Here is a 21,314-nt window from a genome sequence, read left to right on the forward strand (position 1 = left end):
TCTGCCCAGCCAGTGGTTCGTCCATTGGCGTCGAGAAAATGGCCGGTGTGCCGAATCGATTCAAGGATCTCTGCGAGGTATTGGACCGGCTTGCCATCGCAACCGAACTGCCAAGGTGGAAAGTGCCAGCTGCCGCCCGAGCCAGGTAGATAGGCTGCCAGAAGTCTTCCTTCACGAAACCACCGAATAGCGGATGGTGCTTGGCCGCCTCGCTCGTTGCTAAGAGCTTGCTCGACCTGGGTTGCGGTCGGCCATTGGGTGGCGAGGACCGTTCGCCGCGCGATTGCGAGATGTTCCAGTGGGATCGGCCTACCAATGCGTCGCATAAAGGCTAGCTCCGGCTGAGTGACGGGCGCTCAAGGGGATTGGCACAGGTTGTTGAGACGACAAGTCCGTGCGATGGATGGTGCCCCCGGTCGGGCTCGAACCGACACAAGCCGCTTATCTGGCGCTGACGGGTTATAAAACCGCTGCTCTACCTATTGAGCTACAGGGGCATGTCAACGGACGATGCCTCCGTATTCGGTGGTGTGAAGAGAAGATCTCATTCATAGGGCACCTTCGCTGGCGAGAAGATCCTGGTTGAGCTCTGCAACCCGGACGACATCCAGGAACACGGTTTCGGCCAGATAGATCGACAACTGTCGGAGGAGGCTATCCCTAAATGCCTCAGCGCCTGAGTCGCGCTCCGCCACGCCCAGTCGGAAGTCGGTCACGGCCTGAACCTCCGGGCCGAATACTCCATCCCGGACCTCACGAACGGACCAACTCAAGATCACTTCGATCATCTTGTCTCCTAATCCGGCGGGATGCGCCCAATACCCCAGCGCAAAGCCGGCCAAGCATACGCGGTTAGCTCGACCGACCGGCCTGATACTACATGATTTTCGTGTAATCGGTAGGTGAGTCATACCGTACCTATCGCCCAAGCTTGGCGATGGTTCGATGGCCCGAAAAACGATCTACCAGGCCGAGTACAGAAGCCTGATCGAAGCCCTACGTCGACGACGTGAGGCACTTGCAAGAAGCCAGACGGAGGTCGCGAAGGCACTGGGCTGGTCCCAGCAGGCCCTGTCGGCGGTAGAAGCAGGAGCGCGCCGCCTCGACATCATTGAATTTGTTCAGCTATGCCGGGCGCTCGAAATCTCTAAGGAAGACGCATTTGCCCTCCTAACCGATCTCCAGTCCGATTCGGTCTGATGATCGCGGAATTTTGCCCCTGATCTGTTGCATCCGAGGATAGATAGGGGCACATCTGACGTCATCGTCGCACTCTCGGCGCCGGCCAGACCGAGCGGCTGACTTCAGCGCCAGATCCTCGGCCTCAGAGGGATCCAGTGACAGTTTCTTTCTCATCCAGTCGATCCACTGGGAGGCTGATGCTTGTTCAAGATCAAGGTGAATGAGTAGAGCTGACAGCATGGCCACATCGTGCCGTCTGCAGCCTTCGACCACGGGTTCAACGTAGGCATCGGTAAAGGCCCCGTACCAGGAGACCGTTGGTACGCATTCTCCGCTCCACATCCAGGTTGAAACCTGGGAGCCAGCTGGCGAAGGTAGCGTCGATGAGGTCCTGCTTGCTGTAGAAATGATGAAACAATGCGCCGCGGCTGACACCTGAGCCAGTTCGGGTACACCAAGGTCCGCTATCGCGGCTTGGCGAAGAACACCGCTCAGTTGCTGACCCGACCTGTGTGCTCTCGCGTCACTGGTCGGTATCTGCGCGCTCTACAGAACCCAGGTATCAGCCGACCCAGGATGCTTGCTAGCGCGACCACGACTTCTAGCGTCGGCTCTCGACCAAAGCTGGGATAATCTGTCTCGATCCGGCCGGCCGAAAGCTCCTCCAGGGATACGCACCGAATGAAACGGCTCTTTCATATCGCGTAAGCGGGGGTGAGAGTCGATGCCTGCTGTAGCATTGACTAACAAATTACCTGCGTACACCACTAGATAGCGAGGCCGAAAGAAGGTGACGACGAAAGATGACGATATTGAAGAGTTCGCAGCCGCCGCCTTGGTTCAAATGTCTCCTGAGCTGTTGCAATCATTCACCAAAAGTGCGGCTAAAAAGGGAGAGACCAAGAAGCTGCCCGTGAAGAAGGTGGGTAATCACCTCACCTACTCGCGTAAGGAACTCCTCGAGTTTGATGAGTACTTGCGCAAGCCATGGCCTTCTGACCCTGGAAAGCGCCCGCACATCCCTAAAGCGATTAAGGATGAGGTGAAAAGAGAGACCTTCCTCCAGTGCGCGGTCTGTCACTCTCACCAGGACACTTGCGAGATCGCGCACATTGAACCTGTGGCATTAGGCAAGTGCAACCATCCCCATAACCTTATTAATCTGTGCGCAAACCACCATACCAAGTTTGATAAGACGGGTGTCCTAGGGCCTGCTGCAGGTGTGCGGGAGTTCGTCGCTGGCTTTAAGAAGACGCTGCTGTATATCTCTCGTACGAAGTGGGGGTCACATGCGGACTCAATCTCGGAGTGCTTCGCCCTCGCGCAGCTGTGTCAGCGCTTGAAGAAGGAGATTGAAGCGATTGATGGCAAAGCGACCGAAGGTCAGTTGGACTCCTACAATAAACTCGCAGACGATGCGGTAGAGAGGTTGAGGGCGAGCACCGCTGAGGGCCAGCGGAAGCGCGGCAGTCAGAAAGACACCAGCACTCCTGAAGAACTTTGGGAGAAGCTCGAGCGATCTGTTCGGAGTTCCACGTTGAATGCTCGATTGACCTCTGCTGCGGCATTGGCGGATGACGAGGAATTCCGTGCGGCTGCAGGGTTTGTTGATTGCCCGCTCTGTGGGGGGCGCGGCACTCATGGCGAGTCAGATTGCCCAGTTTGCTACGGGGAACAGCAAGTCGATTCCGCATGGGCTGACAACATTGACCTTGAGCCTTACACGCTTGTCAAATGTCCGCTCTGCAAGGGAAAGGGTCTGTACGAGGGAGAAGACTGCCCGGTTTGCCATGGTGACCGGAAGATGGAGAGGCGCTTCGCGGACCCTGTGGACTTAGCAGATTTCGACGAAGTTGACTGTCCTTTGTGCAAAGGCAAAGGACAATGGAAGGGGGATGATTGTCCCGAGTGTCGCGGCGATTGCAGGATGCCTAAGCGCGTGGCGGATCGGGTTGATGTGAGTGCGCATGAAGAAGTTGAATGTCATGTCTGCAATGGCGATGGGCAATTGGGAAGTAATGATTGCCCTGCGTGCCGCGGCGAATGCAAGATGCCTAGACACATCGCTGATCGGATTGATCTGAGGGAGTATGACTGGGTTGACTGTCCGCTGTGCAAAGGCAAAGGGCGATGGCGGTCGGAAGAGTGCCTGGCGTGTCAAGGCGAATGCCAGATGCCGAGAGGCGATGCTGACCGGATCGAATTGAGGCGGTATGACGACGTGGATTGCCCCTCGTGCGACGGTAGTGGTCAAATCGACTACAGCGACGAGTACAGCGGCGATTGCGGGACCTGCGAAGGCAATGGCACTGTCCTCCGATATAGAGCGGAGGAGTTTGATTGAAAGTCTAGGTGACGGGCGAGCGTCAGTTCCACTTGCTGCGTAGCGAGTGTCAGATGTCGGCCGGAAGCGGACGTTGTGCTGGTAATGGATTGGCGCAACGTCCGTTGGTCGGCGCTTGGGGCTGTCACTAGCGGGTTTCAGCCTGGATCAGTCGCCGTAGCAAAGATCAATCATCGTGCCAGACGGGGGATATCAAGCGAACATAGACGATGCCAAAGCCAGGATGCATCTCTTCTGAGAGATCCGGTGTTCCGCCGCGATCAGGCGGGGCGCTGTTCACAAAATCTAGGAATTCATATCCTGTACAAGCCTTGTGCTCAAAAAAATGTCGTGCGTCGTATAAAGCGATGGAGGATTTAGACAAATGAGACAATTTATTCCCAGCGGCTGAAGCCTTGACGTCCGGCGGGGACTTGCCCAAATGGTCTCGCTTCGTCGCAACGTCCAACAAATGTTGTACAAGGCGCTCCCACTCGCTGCTTGGTGTAAGCTCGGCGCCAAGACTCCCTGTCAACATCTCATAGAGTGCTTGGCCCAGAGGGATTTCGGCGTCGTATTTGCCTGCGTAGTCAGACATCGCCTTGGGATTTGCTGGTGCAGTAGGTTGTGTTTTCTCAAGCCACCAGCCTGAGTTTGGCGCAGAGGAGCCTACTTTGATGCCGGCGTACCTGCTTCCCAAGCAGGTTCCATCAGTCGATGGCTTGATATCGAAAGAACCAGGAATCGGATTTAGACCAGTTAGCGTGAAGGGTGGTAGATGGACGTACAGATAGCGCTGAACATCTTCACCATCTTTCGCGATGATGAACCCCCCTAGTTCCATTTTGGGGTCCGCGACCTTAGCTTGAATCATCAAGGCCCGTTTAGTGCGAGATCCACCATCCTCGATATCAAATACTAGGAGTAAATCGCAAAGTTCGGGTTGATACGTTTTTTGATCCAGCTTGCCGGTCCATGAAGTCTTCGGTGCCTTATGCGAGAACACCCCAATCACATCCAGCTCGCCCGTACTCAGATGCTTCGACCACTCGCGCGTGAGCTCCTGGGGTAGCTGTAGTACCAGCCGCGCTACTTCGGCTACTTCCCCCGAGCCGTGCACTGGACTTGTAGCGCCACGACAGGCGCGGATGGCATTCTCAGCTGCAGCGGCAAGTTTGACTAGGGCTGTCATTGGTATCCGTTCCTTCGGATGTTTGGCCGGATGATATCAGCGACCGAGCGTACTACCAATGGAGTCGGTGCGAGGGGGGAGTGGCACCTATACGTGTGGTGCCGTGAATGCATGCCGCGTTCTGTCCAGCTGCTGTAGATATGATTTCACTCACAGCTCTATTGGCATCGTCGTTGGCTGTGCCGGCCCACAGTCATTGATGCATGTCCTCCCTTGGCCGTGTGCAGATATAGGGCACGTGTGAGCGGTCTGCGTACAACGGGTCACATGGAGATGGACCGCATTGGCAGCTTTGGCGAAGCGCTTGCTACGTAGAGAGCGCTACCTGGCGACGCTTCTGCTCTTGTCGATCTGACCGGACTGGATGTGCAAGACTTGTCCATTGCTACCGTAGTGGCGCAAGGCGTGTTAGCAGCTTGACCTACAGGCAACACAAGACTTGATCGAGAGTGGGGAGCAGGGTCAGGCTGGTCACTACAGGTCCGCTCCTTTCCGAGAGCGGCCTTCAGGCATGCATTGAGGAAATCCTGGTCGTCCCGCCACTTGTGTCGGAGACGTATCAGCTCACTTGTTAGGCGATTGAAACGGTTCTAAGCTCCAGTAAGATCGTCGGGAGCGGTCTGCAAGGCATTCGGTCCATTGCGGAGGCCTAATGCTCCCACTTCCCGGGCATCAGGCATTCGTTGTTTTACCGAGCAGGGGGCATTGATGGGCGGCGGCGGCATGGAACTCTTCGACTTGAAGGTTGAGCCATCTGATCTGCATCCGGTCTTCAAGCGCTTGCTTGATCCCAACTTGGCCGCTGAGCGTGCGGTACTCTCGGCCTGGGCCAGCGGGTTTCACGATCGAGATAAGAAGTTCGTAAAGGAGTTTCAGACCACCTTCGAGTCTAGCTTGTGGGAACTGTACCTACACGCTGTCTTGAAGGAGCTCCGGCTGGGGATAGACTTTACTCACCACGCACCGGACTTCCTCGTCACAAACCCTAGCTGCTTCACCATGGAGGCCACGATCGCAGCGCCTCCACTGGGTGGTGCGCCAGCCAGTGGCACCGGTGTCCCCGAGATCCCAGCCGACTTGAACGAGTTCAATCGGGAAGCAACGCTGCGAGCATGCAATGCCATCAGCTCCAAGCTAAAGCGCTACCGTCAGCATTACTCTACGCTGGACCACGTGAAAGATCGCCCTTTTGTTCTGGCGCTCGCTCCGTTTGATCGCCCTCTTGCCTTTTTGGAGTACGACCGGCCTATCCAGGCTGCTCTTTATGGACGTCACATTGATGAAGAGCGGACTATGGCGGAGGGCTTGTCAACGGTGATCGAGCGGGAGATTGTCGCTGTATCGAAGCGACCTGGCGTCGATGTTCCCGTTGGGCTCTTCTGCTCGGATGTCTGCAAAGAAATCTCGGCAGTTGTCTATAGCGCTGTCGCTGGCTTGGGAAAGGTGCGGGCTCTGGCCGACTCCCCGGGCCAGCTCTCTGTCTACACAACGCTTCATGCATCGACAAGCTCGTCGATGCCCGAAGTACGACGCGCGCGAAAGCGGGACTATAGCGAGCATCTGTTAGATGGATTGCACGTGTTGCACAATCCCTTTGCAACACATCCGCTGTCAGTTGACGCGTTCAAGCATCCAAGCGTGTCGCAAGACCGGAGAGAGCGCGACGGCAGCCTTCATCGAACTAGGGAGGAAGGTTTCCTGATGACTCGACAGATATTATCCATCCTAACTGTCTGACTTATGCGGCAGTCGTTTCGTGCAGTGGCTGACTGCCGAACATCGTAAGAACGTCGCGTCAGGCTCGATCTATGACGGCTGATACATCCCTTGGCCGTCCAGATACTCACGAACGATCTCCAAGTCGCCGAGCTCGCCGGTGCACATGAGCGCCAACGCTGGCTCACCCTTGAAGGGTGCCCCTGCATTTGGGCGGCGTATCCAGCCGTCTGCTTGCTGCTGGTCGGGAAAAAGCGTTTGTAGTGCGGCATAGATGCCGAGAACGAAGCTGATTCTCTGGAGCGTCTCAGGCCAGTCGCTGTCCGTCGCCCCTGCCTCCAGTTGGGAGCAAGCTACGTCGACGGGCCTTCCCAGGATTGCCGACTGCTCGTGGGCGGTCAGAGACCAAGCGCTGGCAATGCGTGTGAATGCGCGCAGAGCTGGCGCCGCAAGGCGGAGATCATCATTACCGAGCGACTTGCTCATGGCATCGGGCAACGGGGGCATAACAAGCATGCTACTCCCGTTCTGGACAGGATGACCGGGGCGGCCTCTGTATGGTCGGAAGGAGGGTGGCCGGCGAGTGACGGTCCCTTGGCCGGGCGCACTCAACCGTCTACCTATGGCCGATCAGTAAGTAGGCCCACTACAGCGGCGTGGCCTGGCATGGGAATGCGGATCCACTCAAAAAAAGGCCCCGAAATCGATGGATTTCGGGGCCCGGCCTTCTTGTGCGATGACTATGGCTATCTCCTTTGCGACATGGCCTGAATCATTTCTGCCACGACCGACTCATTTTCATCAAACAGCTTCTCGTACTCATCCGTGCCGGGCTTTGCCTCCCGAAGGCGTTTACGCACGCCTTCTGCCCTTTGCTTCAAGTCCGAAATGTCGGGGTTGTTCAGATGCGTTTCCAGTGACCTTCTTGTTATCCACCGGCGCATGTGCATTTCCTCGGTGTCACCGGCTTCAGCCATTCTTCGCTGTTCCCACCGCTCCAGAATGACGGGCGCATGCGGGTTGGCAGCCAATAAGAACTCTTGCCGGTGCAGACCGTGTTCGCCATTGCGGTCCACTATGTACGAAGCCACCATCGCACGTTTGCGGTCCGCTGCGATAGCAAAGCCAGCAAAGTTGTTGTAGGAAACGACGTCGATCAAGGTAAAGCCATCACTGGCGTTGATGATCACTAAGCCACCGGAGTCCGGGCCATAGCGGAGCTCTTGGGCAACTTCGAGCAAGAACAGCCGCCAGCGGCTCTCCGGCACCATACCTCCACTCTCATCGCTACTGAGAGTTCGTGTCGTAATAGACAGACGGCGAGCTGTGTCGGCAGAACTCCAGCCCAACAATGTTCGCCACCTCCGCATGGTGTCACCACGCGCTTCCTGCTTAACGCAGGTGTTCATAAATTTCCTTTTTGTCATGGCCGGGGATTCCGGTAGTGAGATAATTTCACTATAGGAAATTATTGTCAATGGGTGTTCTAGCATCTTCATACGAAATGCGTCCTGTCGACTGGAGCCTAGCCCGGCCCCAGGGGGGGGGGGGCGCTTGCCAAAGGCCTCCCGCTTGGGATCCCGGGGGGGCATAGACGCATCATCAAGGGCGCGCATGAGGCGCTATCGCAAGGCTGATTTGCCCCGGCTCCCGGGGGCGATCTGCGTAGGCTCTTCGCGGCGCCGCTGAGCTTCTCGGCGCTGCGGGATCGAATCCCGAGTATCGTGCAGGACCTTCCGCAGGTGATGGCCACTCGCCTGTCACCACGGCGAAGGACTGGAGTGCCGCGCTGGTGCGGCGTGGACAGGGTGGGCGATTGACCGGCCTTGCCGCTGGTGATGCTCGTTGCCCCCTCGGAGAACAACGCGCATCCGTAGCTCAGCTTGGCAACTGTCAACGGAGAGGCCAGGGATGCAGTGTTCGTTAGCCTCATCCCCGCCCAGCGTCATGGATCCGAAGCAAGGTCTGGTGGTCGCTTAAGGTCATGGGCCCAAGGAGTTCACCATGCGCTACAAGGCAAACGTCCCGCATGCCAACCTGCTTGGCACCAACCCTTGGATCGACTTCAAAGCTGATATGCCGGTAGCGCTAGACAAGGTGAAGTTACCCCTTAAGCCGCGTCAACTGTCGTCCTTTTGCAGCAGGATCGCATCTTGGCATGCGTTCACCGGAGACAGTTGGCGCGCGATGGTGATCCGTGCCACAGCTAGGGGCCGAAGATGCAATCACCGACGATCTCTATGCACTCCGGGCGGAGTTAGAATTACCTCAGTATCCAGGAGGGTCTATGCGCCAGTTGTCTTTCCAAGATCGTGGCCAGCCTTTGCTGGACATCATGACCTCAGCACCCGACTGGGCATGCTCATCTTGTCTGAAGGATGAATTCATAAGAGAGATCTGTACGTCCAATAGCCTGCAGTTTCGCTGCTGTGGATGCGGCATGCACGGGCAGAGTGGGGCCTCGATTTATGAGATCGCAGAGCGCATTCGTGGCGCCCTTCAGCAGCACTACGAGCTGGACATCGGGCTCTATCCAGGCTACGAGCTAAGCTTGTCGCAGATCGTCTCACGCGCTATCGGTTGTGAAAGTCAGGCTGTGAATGAAGCGGTTTCTTCTGTTCTAGAGGATGAGGAGTCTGGCGAAGAGTCCGGCGACTCGCTCGACGAAGAGTCCTTTTACTTTCCGGGGCAGAGCTACAGGAGGATGCAGAGTCCTTTCGACTCGGAGGATCATGAGCGCTGGTATGTGGTGAGTGATTGGGACCACGTTGCTCGCGATCTGGTTCACGGTCGTCGGTTCTTCAACGACAAAGCACGTGAATTCTTCACTCGTCTTCTGAATGAGGCTATGACGGCTACCACGCTCGAGGCGCCGGACGTCGCAGCTGTCATGCAAATCCTGCCGGAAGGAACGCCAATCTATCGTTCTCGGGTATCCCGCGATGAAAATCAGACGAGTCTGTTCCGAGATTGTCCTGCGAAGGAACTGGGTGCCGCCCCGCGAAGTATTGCGGCAAATAACCGAATGAGCGCTGCTGGGGTGCCGGTCTTCTACGGGTCTGCCGAGGTTGAGACCTGCATTGCCGAGGTACGACCGTCAATTGGCGATACTGTTGTTGCTGGCCAGTTCCGTACGTCTAGAACGCTGAAGCTGTTTGACTTCACGAAGCTAGACTATCGGCTTAGGCACGAGCCGCTTAGCCTATTGGATCCCAAGCACGAGCAGCGCTCTATGGACAGGACGTTGCTGTCATATTTGCATGAAGAGATTGCAAAGCCCATGCGCTCTAACGACACAGGGTACGTAGTGACTCAGGCCCTGACCGAGTTCATTCGATACGGAGGGATCGAGAACTTCGACGGAGTCGTTTTCCAGTCTGTCCAGCGACAGAACGGTTTGAATTACGCATTGTTTGATGAAGATGATCCGTCTGCTCTCCAGTCGCTGGATGGCCGATCGCGCTTCCCTGTTGACATCCTTGCAGGGGCTGTGACCGAGCACGTAGTGGACTCTCTGAGCTATTTGACGACGAATCCTGCATGTGGAGTTCAGTCTCCAAATGTGAAGTCTGCTTTTAGCTGGAAGTGACACATAACCAGGAAGACAGGATGGAATTGTCGCCTGCAGGTCAAATGGACCCTGCGCGTCCAAATACTGTCTCACTGAGGCCAAGTCGCAGACTCGTCCTGTGTACATTAGCGCCAGCGCCGGCAGGCAGCCAAAGGGGGAAGCCTGGTTAGCTCGACGAATCCGTCTGTCAGCCTGATCGTCATTGGGGAAAATTGCGTGTAGCGCACGATATATCCCAATTAGGTAGCTGACTCTCTCCAGTGTCTCGGTCTGTATGTCGCCGGAGACGTCGTCGATCTGAAAGGCCACTCCAACAGGTTGACCAAGTATGGCTGCTTGCTCCTCCTCGTCTAGAGACGTCCGCGATTCGGGCGAAAACACGCCGAGCAGGACCGCTAACCGAAAACTCATTGCTCATGATCCTATCCGTCACCGCATCTCTGGGGGGCTGCTGCAATAGTGCCTCGTCGGCGCGAAACTCATTGTTTCATAAGAGGAATTCGGGATGAAGATAAACTGGCTTCAGTCGCATGTATTTGATCGAGTTGCGCCGACTCAGAAATTTGTCAAGGGCTCGCAAGCTTAAATTAACGTCCGAGTATCGGTATGCTCGGATAACGCCGCCCCGGGGGAGCTTATGAGTGACGAAGAGTACGTAGCTAAAAAGCGCAGTGACAGGGTATATGTTTCCCGGCCATTCAAGATTGGGGTTAGCAAGGATACGGATGCTCGCTATGTTACTAGGGTCTTTGATGATGGACAGAGATCCTGCTTCGACTCGGTAGACGATGAGATCGTAATCAGGGCGACTCATGACGACAAGGTGCAGATCAAGGCTGTTGTTACAAGTGACGAGGAGGGGCTAAGGCATCTGACGTTGCAGAGCTTCCGCATCTATAAGGACGGCATACGGCCGAACGAGCAGTACGGCATTAATCTGCGCGGCCAGGAGATTGCTGAGTTTGTCGAGTTCGCACAGCTCGTCAGCTCCGTCCAGCTAAATAACACCGGAAAGCTGCGCTTGGATCGAGCGTCGCTCGCGCACGTCGATGTGGACATGGATTCAGCGGCAAGGGCTTGGATTGCTAGGCACCCAGATGCCCTGCGTGAGCTTGTAGCGAATGAGGCCACATCGCGAGACGTAGTGGCGGTCGCATACCGGCGCAAGCAGTTGGCGAAATTCGAGCGTCTTCTGCACGAGGACGCCTACTTCGATAAGGTGACCGCTGATCGCTTCAACGGACGCAAGGAGGCGACTTGGCAGGCCTTTTTCGAGCGTAATCGGTGGATCTTCGGGTACGGCCTTTTTCATCTGTCCGCTGATGGATTCAGCAATGAGAAGTTGGAGCAGGTGGTAGCAGGTTCGACCGTTGCTACTCCTGGAAAACGTATCGATGGTCTTCTGAGGACGCGAGGGCGGATTAGCGCTGCATGCCTGGTCGAGATCAAGCATCACCGGACTCCGCTGCTTGCCAAGGGCAGCTATCGGGCAGGGACGTGGCAACCGTCGCAAGAGCTCACGGGAGCCGTCTCTCAGATCCTGATGTCCGTAGATGGAATGGAGCGCCAGTTCCAGCGCTTGCTAGTGATGAAGGATGACGACGGAAACCCCACCGGAGAAGAGGCGGTTGTGGCGCGTCCTCGTTCGGTAATCGTGTGTGGCTCTTTATCGGAGTTCGTCAGAGAATTTGGTGTGAACGAGGATCAATTCCGTAGCTTTGAACTGTATAGACGTCATTTGTTCTCTCCCGACATTTTGACCTTCGACGAACTCTACGAACGCGCGAGGCTCATCGTGGAATCGGCGGACTAGGCGCTTAAGAGCTGCCAAGGCGAAGAAACGCAGTCTCGCCCGCCGTTGCGAGTCTGAGAGTAGGTGCCGTCGTTCGTGGTCGAACAGATCGGACCCTCTTCTGGCCGAAATCAAATAGAGGATCTCTCGACTGATCGAAACTCGAAAACGTTAGAAGTTCGAAGATGAGGCGCTTGTTGGTCGGCTGCCGCCGCCGTAACATGAATAGGAATTGAAGTGGCCCGGCCATTCGGCAAGTATGCAGAAAGTCGTGGGGTCACCGGTCCGCCACGTCAACTGAGAAGCCGGGGTGGCTTCAGCCGTCCGTAACAGAGGGAGGATAGCGTGGCTCATAGTGATTTGACGCTTGAGAAGAAGATTACTGCACTAAGGGAGGAGCGTTCTGACCTTCATCCGGACAAGAACGGTGGGGAATTTGTCTCTGCTGCCGCACAAAAGCGCTACCTGGAGATCGACGAGGAATTGGAGCAGCTTCGATCTCAAGGTCGAACCTCCGGCCAAGAGCTCATTGCGCTCTCGCAGTTGCCTGCGTTGATAGAGGCGCTGAATGGCTCAGTCCTAACTCACCGGACGTCAGCGAAAGACTTGGAGCGCGAATTCAAGCGCACCGCAGCACAGGAGATTTCGCGAAGGTACCGGACGCCAAAGATCAGCTCAGGTGTCGCTGCGACAATTGTCGCTTTCCTCTTTACACAAGCCCCTACGCTCGCGGAGCACCCCTTTTTGGGGCAGTTCTTCGCTTCACCCTGGGGAATGATTGTTCTTACCTATGTGTTCGCGACATCTCTTGCTTTGCTTGCATGGTCGTGGATTCGCGAACGCGCGGAAGCCGCGTTGATTGCGCGATTGGGTAGCAGGAGCATGCTCGCCGAAGTGGGTAGTCGCTTAGATGTGTTTCCAGCGGGACATCTGATTGATGAGATGGACCTTCGCTATATGTTCGATGGCCTAGTAAGAGGGCGTAGGTCAGTGCTTTCTCCAGTTTTGGATGAGGAAATGCTCGATGGCGCATTCGAGATGCAGCTCCAGCGATTGGTTGAGCGAAAGGTTCTTAAGGAGTCGGAAAAAAGGAGTGGTGTTGACCGAGTGTTTGAGAAGCTATAGGAGATTCGTTGGCTCCGGTAATTTCGGAGGCAAACTACGGCGTGCTCGATTGGACTGAGGAGTGTTATCAAACGCGAGGTGCTCGCGGTCGCGTTCAGGAAGGTGTAACAGAATCATCGGATTCCGGGGCAAATTCCAACTGCTGAGACTCTTTCGGGGTCTTGGCGTGTACTGCACTCTTGGTTCGTAGGCCGCACCTTTGCGTGCCTTACTCTGCGGTTACACCTATCAAGTTTACAGACAGCTTGACAACCTAACTTTCAGCTCATCCAGGAACAGCACGCCGTGATGGGCCAGCGAGATCTCGCCGGGGCAGGGCGGATTGCCCCCACCCACCAGCGCCGCCGCACTCGCGCTGTGGTGCGGCGCCCGGAACGGACGCTGTCGCCAGCGCCGCGGATCCAGCCCCTCACCGCTCACTGAGGCAATCGCGGCCAGCTGCAACGCCTCGGCTTCCTCGGTGTCCGGCAACAGGCTGGGCAGGCGTGAGGCCAACAGTGTCTTGCCGCAGCCAGGGCTACCGATCAGCAATAGATGGTGCCCACCGGCGGCCGCCACTTCCAACGCGCGCCGCGCATGCGCTTGCCCGCGCACGTCGGCCAGATCGGGCAGTGGCAACGGTGTCGTGTCCACGCGCTCCACGGACGGCAACAGGCGCGGATTGCCCAACCCGGCGCAGCACTCCAGCAGCGTGCGCGCCACACGTACATCGGCGTGCTCGGCCAACGCGGCCTCTGCGGCATTGCCCGGCGGCACCACCAGGATGCGCCCAGCGTCAGCCGCTGCAATCGCAGCGGGCAGCGCGCCCGCCACCGGCCGCAGCTCGCCGGTCAGGCCAAGCTCACCCAGGAACTCGTATTGCAGCAGCGACTGCGGATCGATCTGGCCACTGGCTGCCAGAATGCCCAACGCGATGGCCAGGTCGTAACGCCCGCCTTCCTTGGGCAGGTCAGCGGGCGCGAGGTTGAGCGTGATGCGTCGCTGCGGAAAGTCGAAGCGCGCGCAAAGAAGGGCGGCACGCACGCGCTCACGGGATTCACGCACGCTGGTCTCGGCCAGGCCGACAATCTGGGTGGCAGGCAGGCCACCGGAGAGATGCACTTCCACCCGCACCAGCGGGGCATCGACCCCGGCGCGGGCACGGCTGTGGACCAGCGCCAGGCTCATGTGTGGATTCCTACAGAAAGACGCTTGATGGTGCGGCAGGTGTTCCGCATGGGATATCGGGAATTGCTGGTGAAGCGGCTAGGGGGATTCCTGCAGACCGTTGGAGTGCGCCTGCGCGCTTCGTAGCGGCCGGTGTTCGCGATCGAGTGTCGGAACTCAACCGGTATGACGTGGAACAACGCCGGGGAATAGGCCGTTGCCGCTCGCCCGGGCCGGCCTTTCACCTCACTGGATCCGCGCCCGCGAGACTGCGGAAATCCAAGAAAATTCCCTATGAAGTGCTTTTCGTACAGGCATTTACATTTCACCGGAACTACACACATTTACTTGAAGGTGAGCAAAAGGGGCGCTAAAATTCACCCAACACACCCGCCAAGCCTCTGACGCGCTAGTTCGCGACATGCTCAAATTGGCGGGTTTTTTTTGCCTGCTGATTGGAGTCAGGATGACTCACTACCGCAAACCACCCCTGTCGATTCAGGAGCAGTTGGATCTCCTCCAGCAGCGCGGGCTGGCCATCGGCGACGCCGCCAATGCCAAACGCTATCTGCAGCGTGTTGGCTACTACCGCCTCATGGGCTATCTCTACACACAGCGTGTGCCCGGTAGCGACAGCTTCCGAGCTCAAGCGACATTCGAAGAAGCGGTCAGTCTCTATGAATTCGATAGGGCCCTTCGAGACCTGGTAATGGAGGCCGTTGGCCATATCGAGGTCGCAACGCGGACCGTGCTCACGTACAACTTTGCCCATGCCTATGGCGCCTTCGGCCACTTGGAGCCGCGCAATCTGGCATTCACCGGGCAGGAGTATGCGGATTGGTTCGGCGGCGTCGAAAGCGAAGTGACGCGCTCCAAGGAGGCGTTTATTCGGCACTACAAGGACAAGTACGCCTCACCCGCATTCCCCAGAGTACCGATCTGGATGGCGACAGAAGTCATGTCGCTCGGCTCGCTTTCTCGCTTCTACAAAGCGCTGCACTCCAGAGAACAGAAGGCTGTTGCGGGTGAGATGCTGCTGGCCGCGCCAGTCTTCGCAAACTGGCTGCATGTCACCAGCGTGGCGCGAAACGTCGTTGCACACCACAGTAGGTTATGGAACAAGGAGCTCGGTGTTTCGGCAGTTCGCCCACGGTCGGCAGGATGGTCTGAGCGCGAGGCGCCATACGCACCGAATCGTTGCTTCTTTCTGTTGCTCCTGCTTCGCAGACTTCTGGAAGCGACGACCGCTGATTTCAGGGATTGGCGTGAACGTGTCGATACCCATCTCTCGGCTGGCCTGACGACCGAAGTTCGAGTGAAGAGCCTCGGGGCTGCGGCAGGATGGCAGGGGCACCGCCTGTGGCGCGGGTGAGACCAGGAGTCGCCTTGGCTGTCGGGAGAGCTTTCGGTGGCTTCGTGTTATGGATGGCCGGTCGGGGGGATTCTCGTCAATCGCGGTGCGGCGCCCCAGGTAGACACCGCTGCTCATCAGGCATCGCCCCATTGAAGCGCCCAAACCGCGCCTCAACCCACGAAGGCCCCGCACTTTCCACCAACAACCTTCCCCGGCTCTGGTGCAGATCCAGCCACCGCTCGAAGCTGATGCGCAGACGTTCGATGTCCGGCGCCCGCCAGCGTGCATCGGCGGGCATGCGGATCAGCACGCGCGAGGGCGCGTTCTTCACCTCCATCACCAGCACGCCCTTGCATCGGATCTCGAAGGATGTCGCCCCGGCATGGCGCGTGTGCAGTTCAAAGCCCTCGAGTGCCTTCGCGGTCACGAAGCCGAGTGCATCACTGTGCAGCAGGCGGTAATCGGCCGGCTGCAGCTTCTGGTAGGCCCACACCTGATCGCCCGCGGGCTCGGGCCACTCCACCCACATCGCGCCGATCACCGCGATGCACGCCGCTGCAGCGGCAAGGCCGTGCTTCTTCATTCGTCACCCCGCACACAGGCAGAAAGGTCAGCGCCATAAGCGCGCTCAGTCCTTGGGGCGCATCCGCTCGTGGATGAAGGCGGTCAGCGCCAGATCGGCCATCACCAGTCCCTCCATCACCCGGTCGCCGACGTACTGCTCCGGCTCGCCGTTCTGGCGCGTGCGCTCGGCCGCCAGCAGGATCTCCTGCACGATGCGTTGGCCGGTGAGTGCGCAGTCGGCGTCGGACAACTGCATCTGCCGGCTGCGCAGGTGATGCCGCTCGGGCCAGGGCTGGCCGTCGGCCGCAGCGCCCGCACCGATGGCGTGCAGGATGGCGATAAGGCTGTTGGGGTCCTGAGCAGGCGCGGGTGACGGCGCTTCCTGGATCGGGCGCGGGGGAGGGGAGTGCGGTGTGGTCATGGCGGGCTCCGTGCAAGCAGGCAGAAGCCGCCACCGATAAAGGTGGCGGGCAGAGCGTGGCTCGAAAACCGGTTGCTAGACAAAGCCGGCGGGCACGAGGCCCCCACGCCCCGCCCGCCATAGCCGGCAGACGGATTGCCAGCCGGCACCACGCGCGGTGGTGCCGGCTGGCAAGCGCAAACTTACGTCTAGCAATCCGGGTTTTCGAGTCCCGACCACCGATGCACGGTGGCGCAGTAACGATTACCTGCTGTTGTTCGGAATGCCAACGGGTAGGGGTCAATGCCGCCAAAACCCGAGACGTTTTCGGCATTGTCGCATAGCGCGGAAAGGGGCGAGAGCCTTGGCGGGCTAGGCGTACAGGCACTTCTGGAACGGAGTCTTCAAATTCTTCCGCCAGAGCAGCCAAGCGCGGCAAATGCGACAGCACTCGCCCTTCGGGCATGCGTGATCGCTCATGCAACCGAACCGTTGCGACACCGGCTAGATGGTTTAAATGACTTCCTGCCTATTGAACCTACCGAGTGCCGCGCGCAATCTGACTACCGCTGTAGTCAATCAAGGCCGTCCTGCCCACAGCAGCAAGGTTCTGCAGCGTTCGAATGGATTCCAACCACTGGCGCAGGCCAAACAAGGACCACCGTACGTGTCACGCCGCAGCCGACTGCTTCTCTGCGCGGGTCTGGTCCCGCTTCCGTGGTTCCTGTTCTGGACCAGCGTTGCCGCCCTGTTCGCGCCGGGCTACAACCCGCTTGTACAGCACGCCAGCGAGCTGCTGCAGACCGAGCACTGGGGTGCTGTACTCGCTGGCCTTGAGATCGGAGTTGGCGCGGAGCTTGTCGGCTGCTGACCACAGGTCATTTTCGAGTTTTTTGAGCTGGTCGCGATTCATTCTATTGATCGTAAAGGGGTTTGACCTGTTCCTGTCTTGCCGCCAATTAATATGTTCTGACGCGCAGACTCAGTCATGGCGCCCCATGGAGTTTCGATAGGCGACTTGACGTTCGTAAACAAATCTTGAGTTGACAATCAAAGATGATACTAGCCGGAAGGCTGCTTGTGGCCGTCGGGCGTCCTACGACCCAGGGCGGCCATTGGTGCGGCCGCTGATCCTGCCACTGGGTCCATTTGTACGCTGCCCTGTTAGCCGGACCCTGCCGCCCTAAGATCGAGTTGTATCAAGGCGAAGCGCGCAGATCGGTGCTTTGTGGGCGAGTCGCATAACCGGACCCACGGGTCCGTCTACTTGGTAGTTGGGCGCCACTACAGCTATGACTGATCTTTGGGGTCCCATTTCGGCAACCGATTGGCATGCCTCACCCTGCATGGTCGGCCGCGCAGCGACCGAGGCTGATGTTGCGGCCGGCTCGGCCATCTTCTATGTACAGGGTGGTTCCACTCCAGCTCCAATGAGCCTTCCATGCTGCGCAGTTCAGATACTGGACGATGGCTCTGAGCAGCCTATCGTCATTGTCCAGGCAGAGCTCGCGCAGCAGGGCACCATCTTGGGTGTACGGCCATTTTCCGGGGGTAATGGCATTTGCATGTCTAAGGACGTTCGGTTGCTTCCTGCCGGCTTCGGGTCGCAGGTTGGCGCCTAACAGTTCAGTCAAGCCGAGCTTGCTTCGCGAGTCGGACTAATTCCAGAGTTGAACGTCCGCTTCTGTCCGAAAGCGGACATCGTTCGACGACATTGATCTTCCGTGAGCCAAGGCATGGGTCTCTCCTTCCATCAATTGATGATCTCCCCACTCCCCGAAGCAACAAACGCCCTCAATTGCCGAACGAACTCCGCGTCATAGGCTTCCCACTCCGTAACCTCCCCAACCACCCGCAAGGGCTGCGCACTCCGATACGACCGCGTCGGGTTCCCGGGAAACTTCTTGTTGGTCACATTCGGATCGTCTTCAAACGGCCCGGTCGGCGCCACCACATACACACGCGGTCGCCCTTCACCCTTGGCCATCTCCGCAGCCAGCCCGGCGCCCTTGGCAATCGTGGTGAAGTAGATGTGGTTCATCACCACGCTGTCGCGATAGTTGGAGCGGAAGCCCGCGCTCAGCAGCTCGCCCACCGCGAGGTCAGCGCGGTTGCCGTGATAGAACGGCCCGGCGACCTGGTGGCAGGTGTCATGCGAAACGGGTGTCCATTCGGTGTCCTGCGCCATCGGCACTGCCCCTGCGTGTCCTGCCGGATCGACAGGCCGGCGAGTCTAGGGCGCCCGGTGGGCCTTGCTGCAAGGCCCCATCCGGGAAATACTCTGTAGTGGGAGGCGCGGTGCGCCTCCTTTTTTCATTCTGCGGCGCCGCGCCCTTCCAGCTCGCGCACGGCGGTTTCCAGCGCGTCCAGCTTCTGGCGCGTCTTCAGCAGCACGGCGCGCTGCACTTCGAACTCCTCGCGGGTGACCAGGTCGAGCTTGGCCAGGCCGGCCTGCAGCGCGCTCTTGAAGGTGGCCTGCAGTTCCTCGCGCGATTCGCGCAGACCCGGCGGCACCAGGTCGCTGAGGCGACGGGCGAGGTCATCGATTTGATTCAGGTCGATCATGGGGTGCTCCGTGGGGGTGGGCCCGTGCATCCGGCGCGGGCAGGCCATTCGGGCACAAGGATACTGCTGGCACCCACTGCCCGGACAGGCCGCAGCGGCTTCGCACGGGCAGCGTTCAGGCGCTATCCTCCACGCCGGAAGACAGGAGATAGACGATGAAGATGGTCATGGCGGTGATCAAGCCGTTCAAGCTCGACGACGTGCGCGAAGCGCTGGCCGAGCGTGGGGTTACCGGGATCACGGTGACGGAAGTGAAGGGCTTTGGTCGCCAGAAGGGCCATACCGAGCTGTACCGCGGCGCGGAGTATGTGGTCGATTTCCTGCCGAAGGTGAAGCTGGAAGTGGCGGTGACCGATGACCAGGTGGAGGCGGTGGTTGAGGCGATCGTGAAGGCCGCCGGCACCGGCAAGATCGGTGACGGCAAGGTGTTCGTGTACGACTTGGGCAGCGTGGTGCGTATTCGTACCGGTGAACTGGACGCGGACGCGTTGTAAGTAGGGGTGGGGGCGGCCGACTGCAGCGCGGGGGGGGGGCTGGACCGCTGCGGAGTCTGGGCGACGGGATGCTTGACCCCTTTGTTGTTGAGTCGAGCAAGCTCGAGTCTACAGCCGGGATCGGGCGGCGCGAACACCCGTATGCGATGAAGAGCCCTCCCGGTGTGATCAGCCCGGCGGAATGAGGGGTGACGACCGCCACTCCGGCAGACCGAGCGCACGGCGGGTGCGCGTCACGGTGGCGGCGATCTCTGCCTCGAAGCCGCCATCAGGTTGCAGCAGCGGCATGAGTTCGGCACAGCGTTGCTTCAGCACATCGACCCATGGCGCTGGGTGGGTTTCCGTAGCGGCTAGTGCCAAGTGCCTGCGACCCTCGTCGTAAGCGCCCGCGAGCCCGGCAGTGATGCCCGCATAGATGTGTTCGCGGATGCCCGGATTGGGGTGACGGCTCATCAATGTACGCACGTGCCCCGGGGTGGGAAAGCGGTCACGCAGGGCCAGCACCTCGGCTGCGGCCTGCTTGGCCAGTGCCTGCGCGACCGAGGCAAAGCTCACGGCATCGGTGAAGCGCTCGAATCCGGCGACGCGGCCGCCCTCATCGAAGGACAGGTAATCCTGCTCGTCCCAGAGCCAGCAGGCGCCGACATTGAGATAGCTGCCTCTGTCCCATGCTGAAGGCTGGAATTCGACCACGCCGACCCACCAGCCCTGGTCGTCAAGCCAGGTGCGTGAACGGCCTTTCTGCACGCAGCCCAAGGGGCGCAGTATGGATCTTGCGGCTGCAGTCAGCAGGCGGGTGTGTTCAGGTGTCGGCATCCCCAGCGTCCTTGCGAGTGGCGTGCCGACGAGTATCGCAGAGCACATCGGGCGTGTGGTCCGGGGCAAATGCAGGGGCAAACAGCAGTCGCGCAAGCAATGCAGGGCGAACAGCGCTTACCGGCGCTTCGCCCACTTGTAGAACCGCTTCCAGCCCTGCCGCACCGCGGCCACCCAGCCCGGGTCGGCCACCAGTGCAGCCTGCGCGGCACTCGGGGCCTGGCCGGTTACGCGCTGGCGGATCTTCAGCAGGTTCTTCATGTCGCTGCGGCGCATCTGCCGGCTCAGTGGATTGCGGCGCAGCCAGCGCGGGGCGCGCCAGGCCGAGGTGAAATCCAGCAGCACCGGCACGCCGCCGCTGACCACCACGTTGGTGCCATGCAGGTCGTTGTGGGTGATGCCGGCGGCGTGCAGGCGGCTGAGCGCGTGCTGCAGCTGCTCGAACACTTCATTGCCCACGGCCTGCGCGGTGCTCAGGGTCTGGCCCGGGATGAACTCCATGCCCAGTGCCAGGCCACCGAGGGTGCCGAGCAGCGCGGGGGCATGCTTCCAGCCGCCGAGGCGCTGCAGCATGCGGGCTTCCCGGCGCACCATCAGTCGCGCGATCAGCGAAACGGGAGTGCCGCGGTAGCGGGAGTAGTCCTTGATGACCGCCTCGCGCCCGTCCAGGCAGGTGCGGTAGACGTCGGGGGCCAGGAAACGTTCGCCGCGCTTGAGCAGCAGCGGGGAGGCGGCGTCATCGCCGCAGGAGGAGGGGGGCAGGGCAGGAAGATGCATGTCGGGGTCTCGGACGACCCGGTGGGTGGCGCAAAGCGTCAAGCGAACCGGTGTTACAGGGAGTTACTAAGTTTTCGTTAATTTTAGTACTCGCCAGTTCGCTATTCCACGATTTGTCGGAGAAATGTCGGGGCCGTGGCTGGAACAGTTCGTCGCGCAGAATCGGACAATTCTGTCTCACTTATTCCAGTTGGCCTTTAGTATCAATCGCTTGCGCGCTCAGCCCTGCGCCTCGTCCACAACCGGCTGAACGCGGCGCACGGGCAACTTGACCCCGGCGCACGGCCTGCCGACCAT

At 59.1% G+C, this 21,314-nt stretch carries 19 protein-coding genes, 1 tRNA gene and 3 pseudogenes; 10 read left to right on the top strand and 13 right to left on the bottom strand.

From position 1 onward, the window contains the following. Nucleotides 1-404: 404 nt before the first annotated feature. Nucleotides 405-497, bottom strand: a tRNA-Ile gene (locus ACM0PB_RS04030). A 51-nt stretch (nt 498-548) separates the two neighbouring features. Next, nucleotides 549-788: a hypothetical protein gene (locus tag ACM0PB_RS04035; protein ID WP_248858416.1), complete on the bottom strand. Its 240-nt coding sequence runs from the start codon at nt 786-788 to the stop codon at nt 549-551. Nucleotides 789-945: 157 nt separating this feature from the next. On the opposite strand from ACM0PB_RS04035, the gene ACM0PB_RS04040 reads away from it, so the two are divergent. Next, nucleotides 946-1,200: a helix-turn-helix transcriptional regulator gene (locus tag ACM0PB_RS04040; protein WP_414604368.1), complete on the top strand. Its 255-nt coding sequence runs from the start codon at nt 946-948 to the stop codon at nt 1,198-1,200. Nucleotides 1,201-1,459: 259 nt separating this feature from the next. Here the strand turns inward: ACM0PB_RS04040 and ACM0PB_RS04045 are convergent, their stop codons facing one another. Then, a complete protein-coding gene (locus ACM0PB_RS04045) occupies nt 1,460-1,600 on the bottom strand; it encodes a hypothetical protein (RefSeq protein ID WP_414604369.1) in 141 nt (46 codons plus the stop codon). A gap of 23 nt (nt 1,601-1,623) precedes the next feature. Here ACM0PB_RS04045 and ACM0PB_RS04050 point away from each other — a divergent pair. Then, nucleotides 1,624-1,815, top strand: a pseudogene (locus ACM0PB_RS04050) (hypothetical protein); the annotation flags it as partial. A gap of 157 nt (nt 1,816-1,972) precedes the next feature. Further along, complete coding sequence (locus ACM0PB_RS04055) at nt 1,973-3,526, top strand: HNH endonuclease (RefSeq protein ID WP_414604370.1); 1,554 nt, start codon at nt 1,973-1,975, stop codon at nt 3,524-3,526. Nucleotides 3,527-3,692: 166 nt separating this feature from the next. On the opposite strand, the gene ACM0PB_RS04060 is transcribed toward ACM0PB_RS04055, so the two are convergent. Continuing rightward, nucleotides 3,693-4,697 carry a hypothetical protein gene (locus ACM0PB_RS04060; protein WP_414604371.1) on the bottom strand — a complete coding sequence of 335 codons (1,005 nt, stop codon included), beginning with the start codon at nt 4,695-4,697 and terminating at the stop codon, nt 3,693-3,695. Between the two features lie 723 nt (nt 4,698-5,420). Between ACM0PB_RS04060 and ACM0PB_RS04065 the strand changes: the two genes are divergently transcribed. Continuing rightward, nucleotides 5,421-6,434: a hypothetical protein gene (locus tag ACM0PB_RS04065; protein WP_414604372.1), complete on the top strand. Its 1,014-nt coding sequence runs from the start codon at nt 5,421-5,423 to the stop codon at nt 6,432-6,434. A gap of 69 nt (nt 6,435-6,503) precedes the next feature. Here ACM0PB_RS04065 and ACM0PB_RS04070 read toward each other — a convergent pair whose 3' ends face one another. Next, nucleotides 6,504-6,899 (bottom strand): MbcA/ParS/Xre antitoxin family protein, encoded by a 396-nt coding sequence (locus ACM0PB_RS04070; RefSeq protein ID WP_414604373.1) that lies wholly within the window; start codon nt 6,897-6,899, stop codon nt 6,504-6,506. Nucleotides 6,900-7,159: 260 nt separating this feature from the next. After that, nucleotides 7,160-7,912, bottom strand: coding sequence for a hypothetical protein (locus ACM0PB_RS04075; protein WP_414604374.1), 753 nt, complete (start codon nt 7,910-7,912; stop codon nt 7,160-7,162). Between the two features lie 788 nt (nt 7,913-8,700). Here ACM0PB_RS04075 and ACM0PB_RS04080 point away from each other — a divergent pair. The 3 genes from ACM0PB_RS04080 to ACM0PB_RS04090 all read left to right on the top strand — a co-directional run bounded on the left by ACM0PB_RS04080 (nt 8,701) and on the right by ACM0PB_RS04090 (nt 12,901). Then, complete coding sequence (locus tag ACM0PB_RS04080) at nt 8,701-10,002, top strand: RES family NAD+ phosphorylase (protein ID WP_414604375.1); 1,302 nt, start codon at nt 8,701-8,703, stop codon at nt 10,000-10,002. Between the two features lie 619 nt (nt 10,003-10,621). Further along, nucleotides 10,622-11,797: a Shedu immune nuclease family protein gene (locus ACM0PB_RS04085; RefSeq protein WP_414604376.1), complete on the top strand. Its 1,176-nt coding sequence runs from the start codon at nt 10,622-10,624 to the stop codon at nt 11,795-11,797. Nucleotides 11,798-12,121: 324 nt separating this feature from the next. Beyond that, nucleotides 12,122-12,901: a hypothetical protein gene (locus ACM0PB_RS04090; protein WP_414604377.1), complete on the top strand. Its 780-nt coding sequence runs from the start codon at nt 12,122-12,124 to the stop codon at nt 12,899-12,901. 261 nt (nt 12,902-13,162) lie between these two features. Here ACM0PB_RS04090 and ACM0PB_RS04095 read toward each other — a convergent pair. Next, nucleotides 13,163-14,068: pseudogene (locus ACM0PB_RS04095) on the bottom strand (YifB family Mg chelatase-like AAA ATPase); the annotation flags it as partial. A 400-nt stretch (nt 14,069-14,468) separates the two neighbouring features. Between ACM0PB_RS04095 and ACM0PB_RS04100 the strand changes: the two are divergent. Then, entirely contained in the window at nt 14,469-15,419 is a 951-nt protein-coding gene (locus tag ACM0PB_RS04100) for an Abi family protein (protein ID WP_414604378.1), read from the top strand. A gap of 76 nt (nt 15,420-15,495) precedes the next feature. Here ACM0PB_RS04100 and ACM0PB_RS04105 read toward each other — a convergent pair whose 3' ends face one another. After that, nucleotides 15,496-15,984, bottom strand: coding sequence for a cold-shock protein (locus ACM0PB_RS04105; protein ID WP_414604379.1), 489 nt, complete (start codon nt 15,982-15,984; stop codon nt 15,496-15,498). A gap of 45 nt (nt 15,985-16,029) precedes the next feature. Next, nucleotides 16,030-16,386, bottom strand: a complete 357-nt coding sequence (locus tag ACM0PB_RS04110; RefSeq protein ID WP_134955258.1) for a hypothetical protein — start codon at nt 16,384-16,386, stop codon at nt 16,030-16,032. Nucleotides 16,387-17,032: 646 nt separating this feature from the next. Between ACM0PB_RS04110 and ACM0PB_RS04115 the strand changes: the two are divergent. Further along, nucleotides 17,033-17,215, top strand: a pseudogene (locus tag ACM0PB_RS04115) (DUF998 domain-containing protein); the annotation flags it as partial. Nucleotides 17,216-18,118: 903 nt separating this feature from the next. Here the strand turns inward: ACM0PB_RS04115 and arr are convergent. Together arr and ubiK are read right to left on the bottom strand one after the other, a co-directional pair. Continuing rightward, the gene (arr, locus tag ACM0PB_RS04120) at nt 18,119-18,553 is read right to left on the bottom strand and encodes an NAD(+)--rifampin ADP-ribosyltransferase (RefSeq protein WP_414604380.1); all 435 of its coding nucleotides are present in this window, start codon (nt 18,551-18,553) and stop codon (nt 18,119-18,121) included. A gap of 125 nt (nt 18,554-18,678) precedes the next feature. Then, nucleotides 18,679-18,930, bottom strand: coding sequence for a ubiquinone biosynthesis accessory factor UbiK (gene ubiK / locus ACM0PB_RS04125; RefSeq protein ID WP_005419983.1), 252 nt, complete (start codon nt 18,928-18,930; stop codon nt 18,679-18,681). Nucleotides 18,931-19,085: 155 nt separating this feature from the next. On the opposite strand from ubiK, the gene ACM0PB_RS04130 reads away from it, so the two are divergent. Then, the gene (locus ACM0PB_RS04130; RefSeq protein WP_005411374.1) at nt 19,086-19,424 is read left to right on the top strand and encodes a P-II family nitrogen regulator; all 339 of its coding nucleotides are present in this window, start codon (nt 19,086-19,088) and stop codon (nt 19,422-19,424) included. A gap of 168 nt (nt 19,425-19,592) precedes the next feature. Here the strand turns inward: ACM0PB_RS04130 and ACM0PB_RS04135 are convergent, their stop codons facing one another. After that, nucleotides 19,593-20,240 carry a VOC family protein gene (locus ACM0PB_RS04135; protein WP_242441370.1) on the bottom strand — a complete coding sequence of 216 codons (648 nt, stop codon included), beginning with the start codon at nt 20,238-20,240 and terminating at the stop codon, nt 19,593-19,595. A 117-nt stretch (nt 20,241-20,357) separates the two neighbouring features. Then, nucleotides 20,358-21,017, bottom strand: coding sequence for an RIO1 family regulatory kinase/ATPase domain-containing protein (locus ACM0PB_RS04140; RefSeq protein ID WP_005419978.1), 660 nt, complete (start codon nt 21,015-21,017; stop codon nt 20,358-20,360). Nucleotides 21,018-21,314 lie beyond the last annotated feature (297 nt).

This window comes from Stenotrophomonas sp. AR029, from assembly GCF_047520695.2.
GTDB lineage: Bacteria > Pseudomonadota > Gammaproteobacteria > Xanthomonadales > Xanthomonadaceae > Stenotrophomonas > Stenotrophomonas sepilia.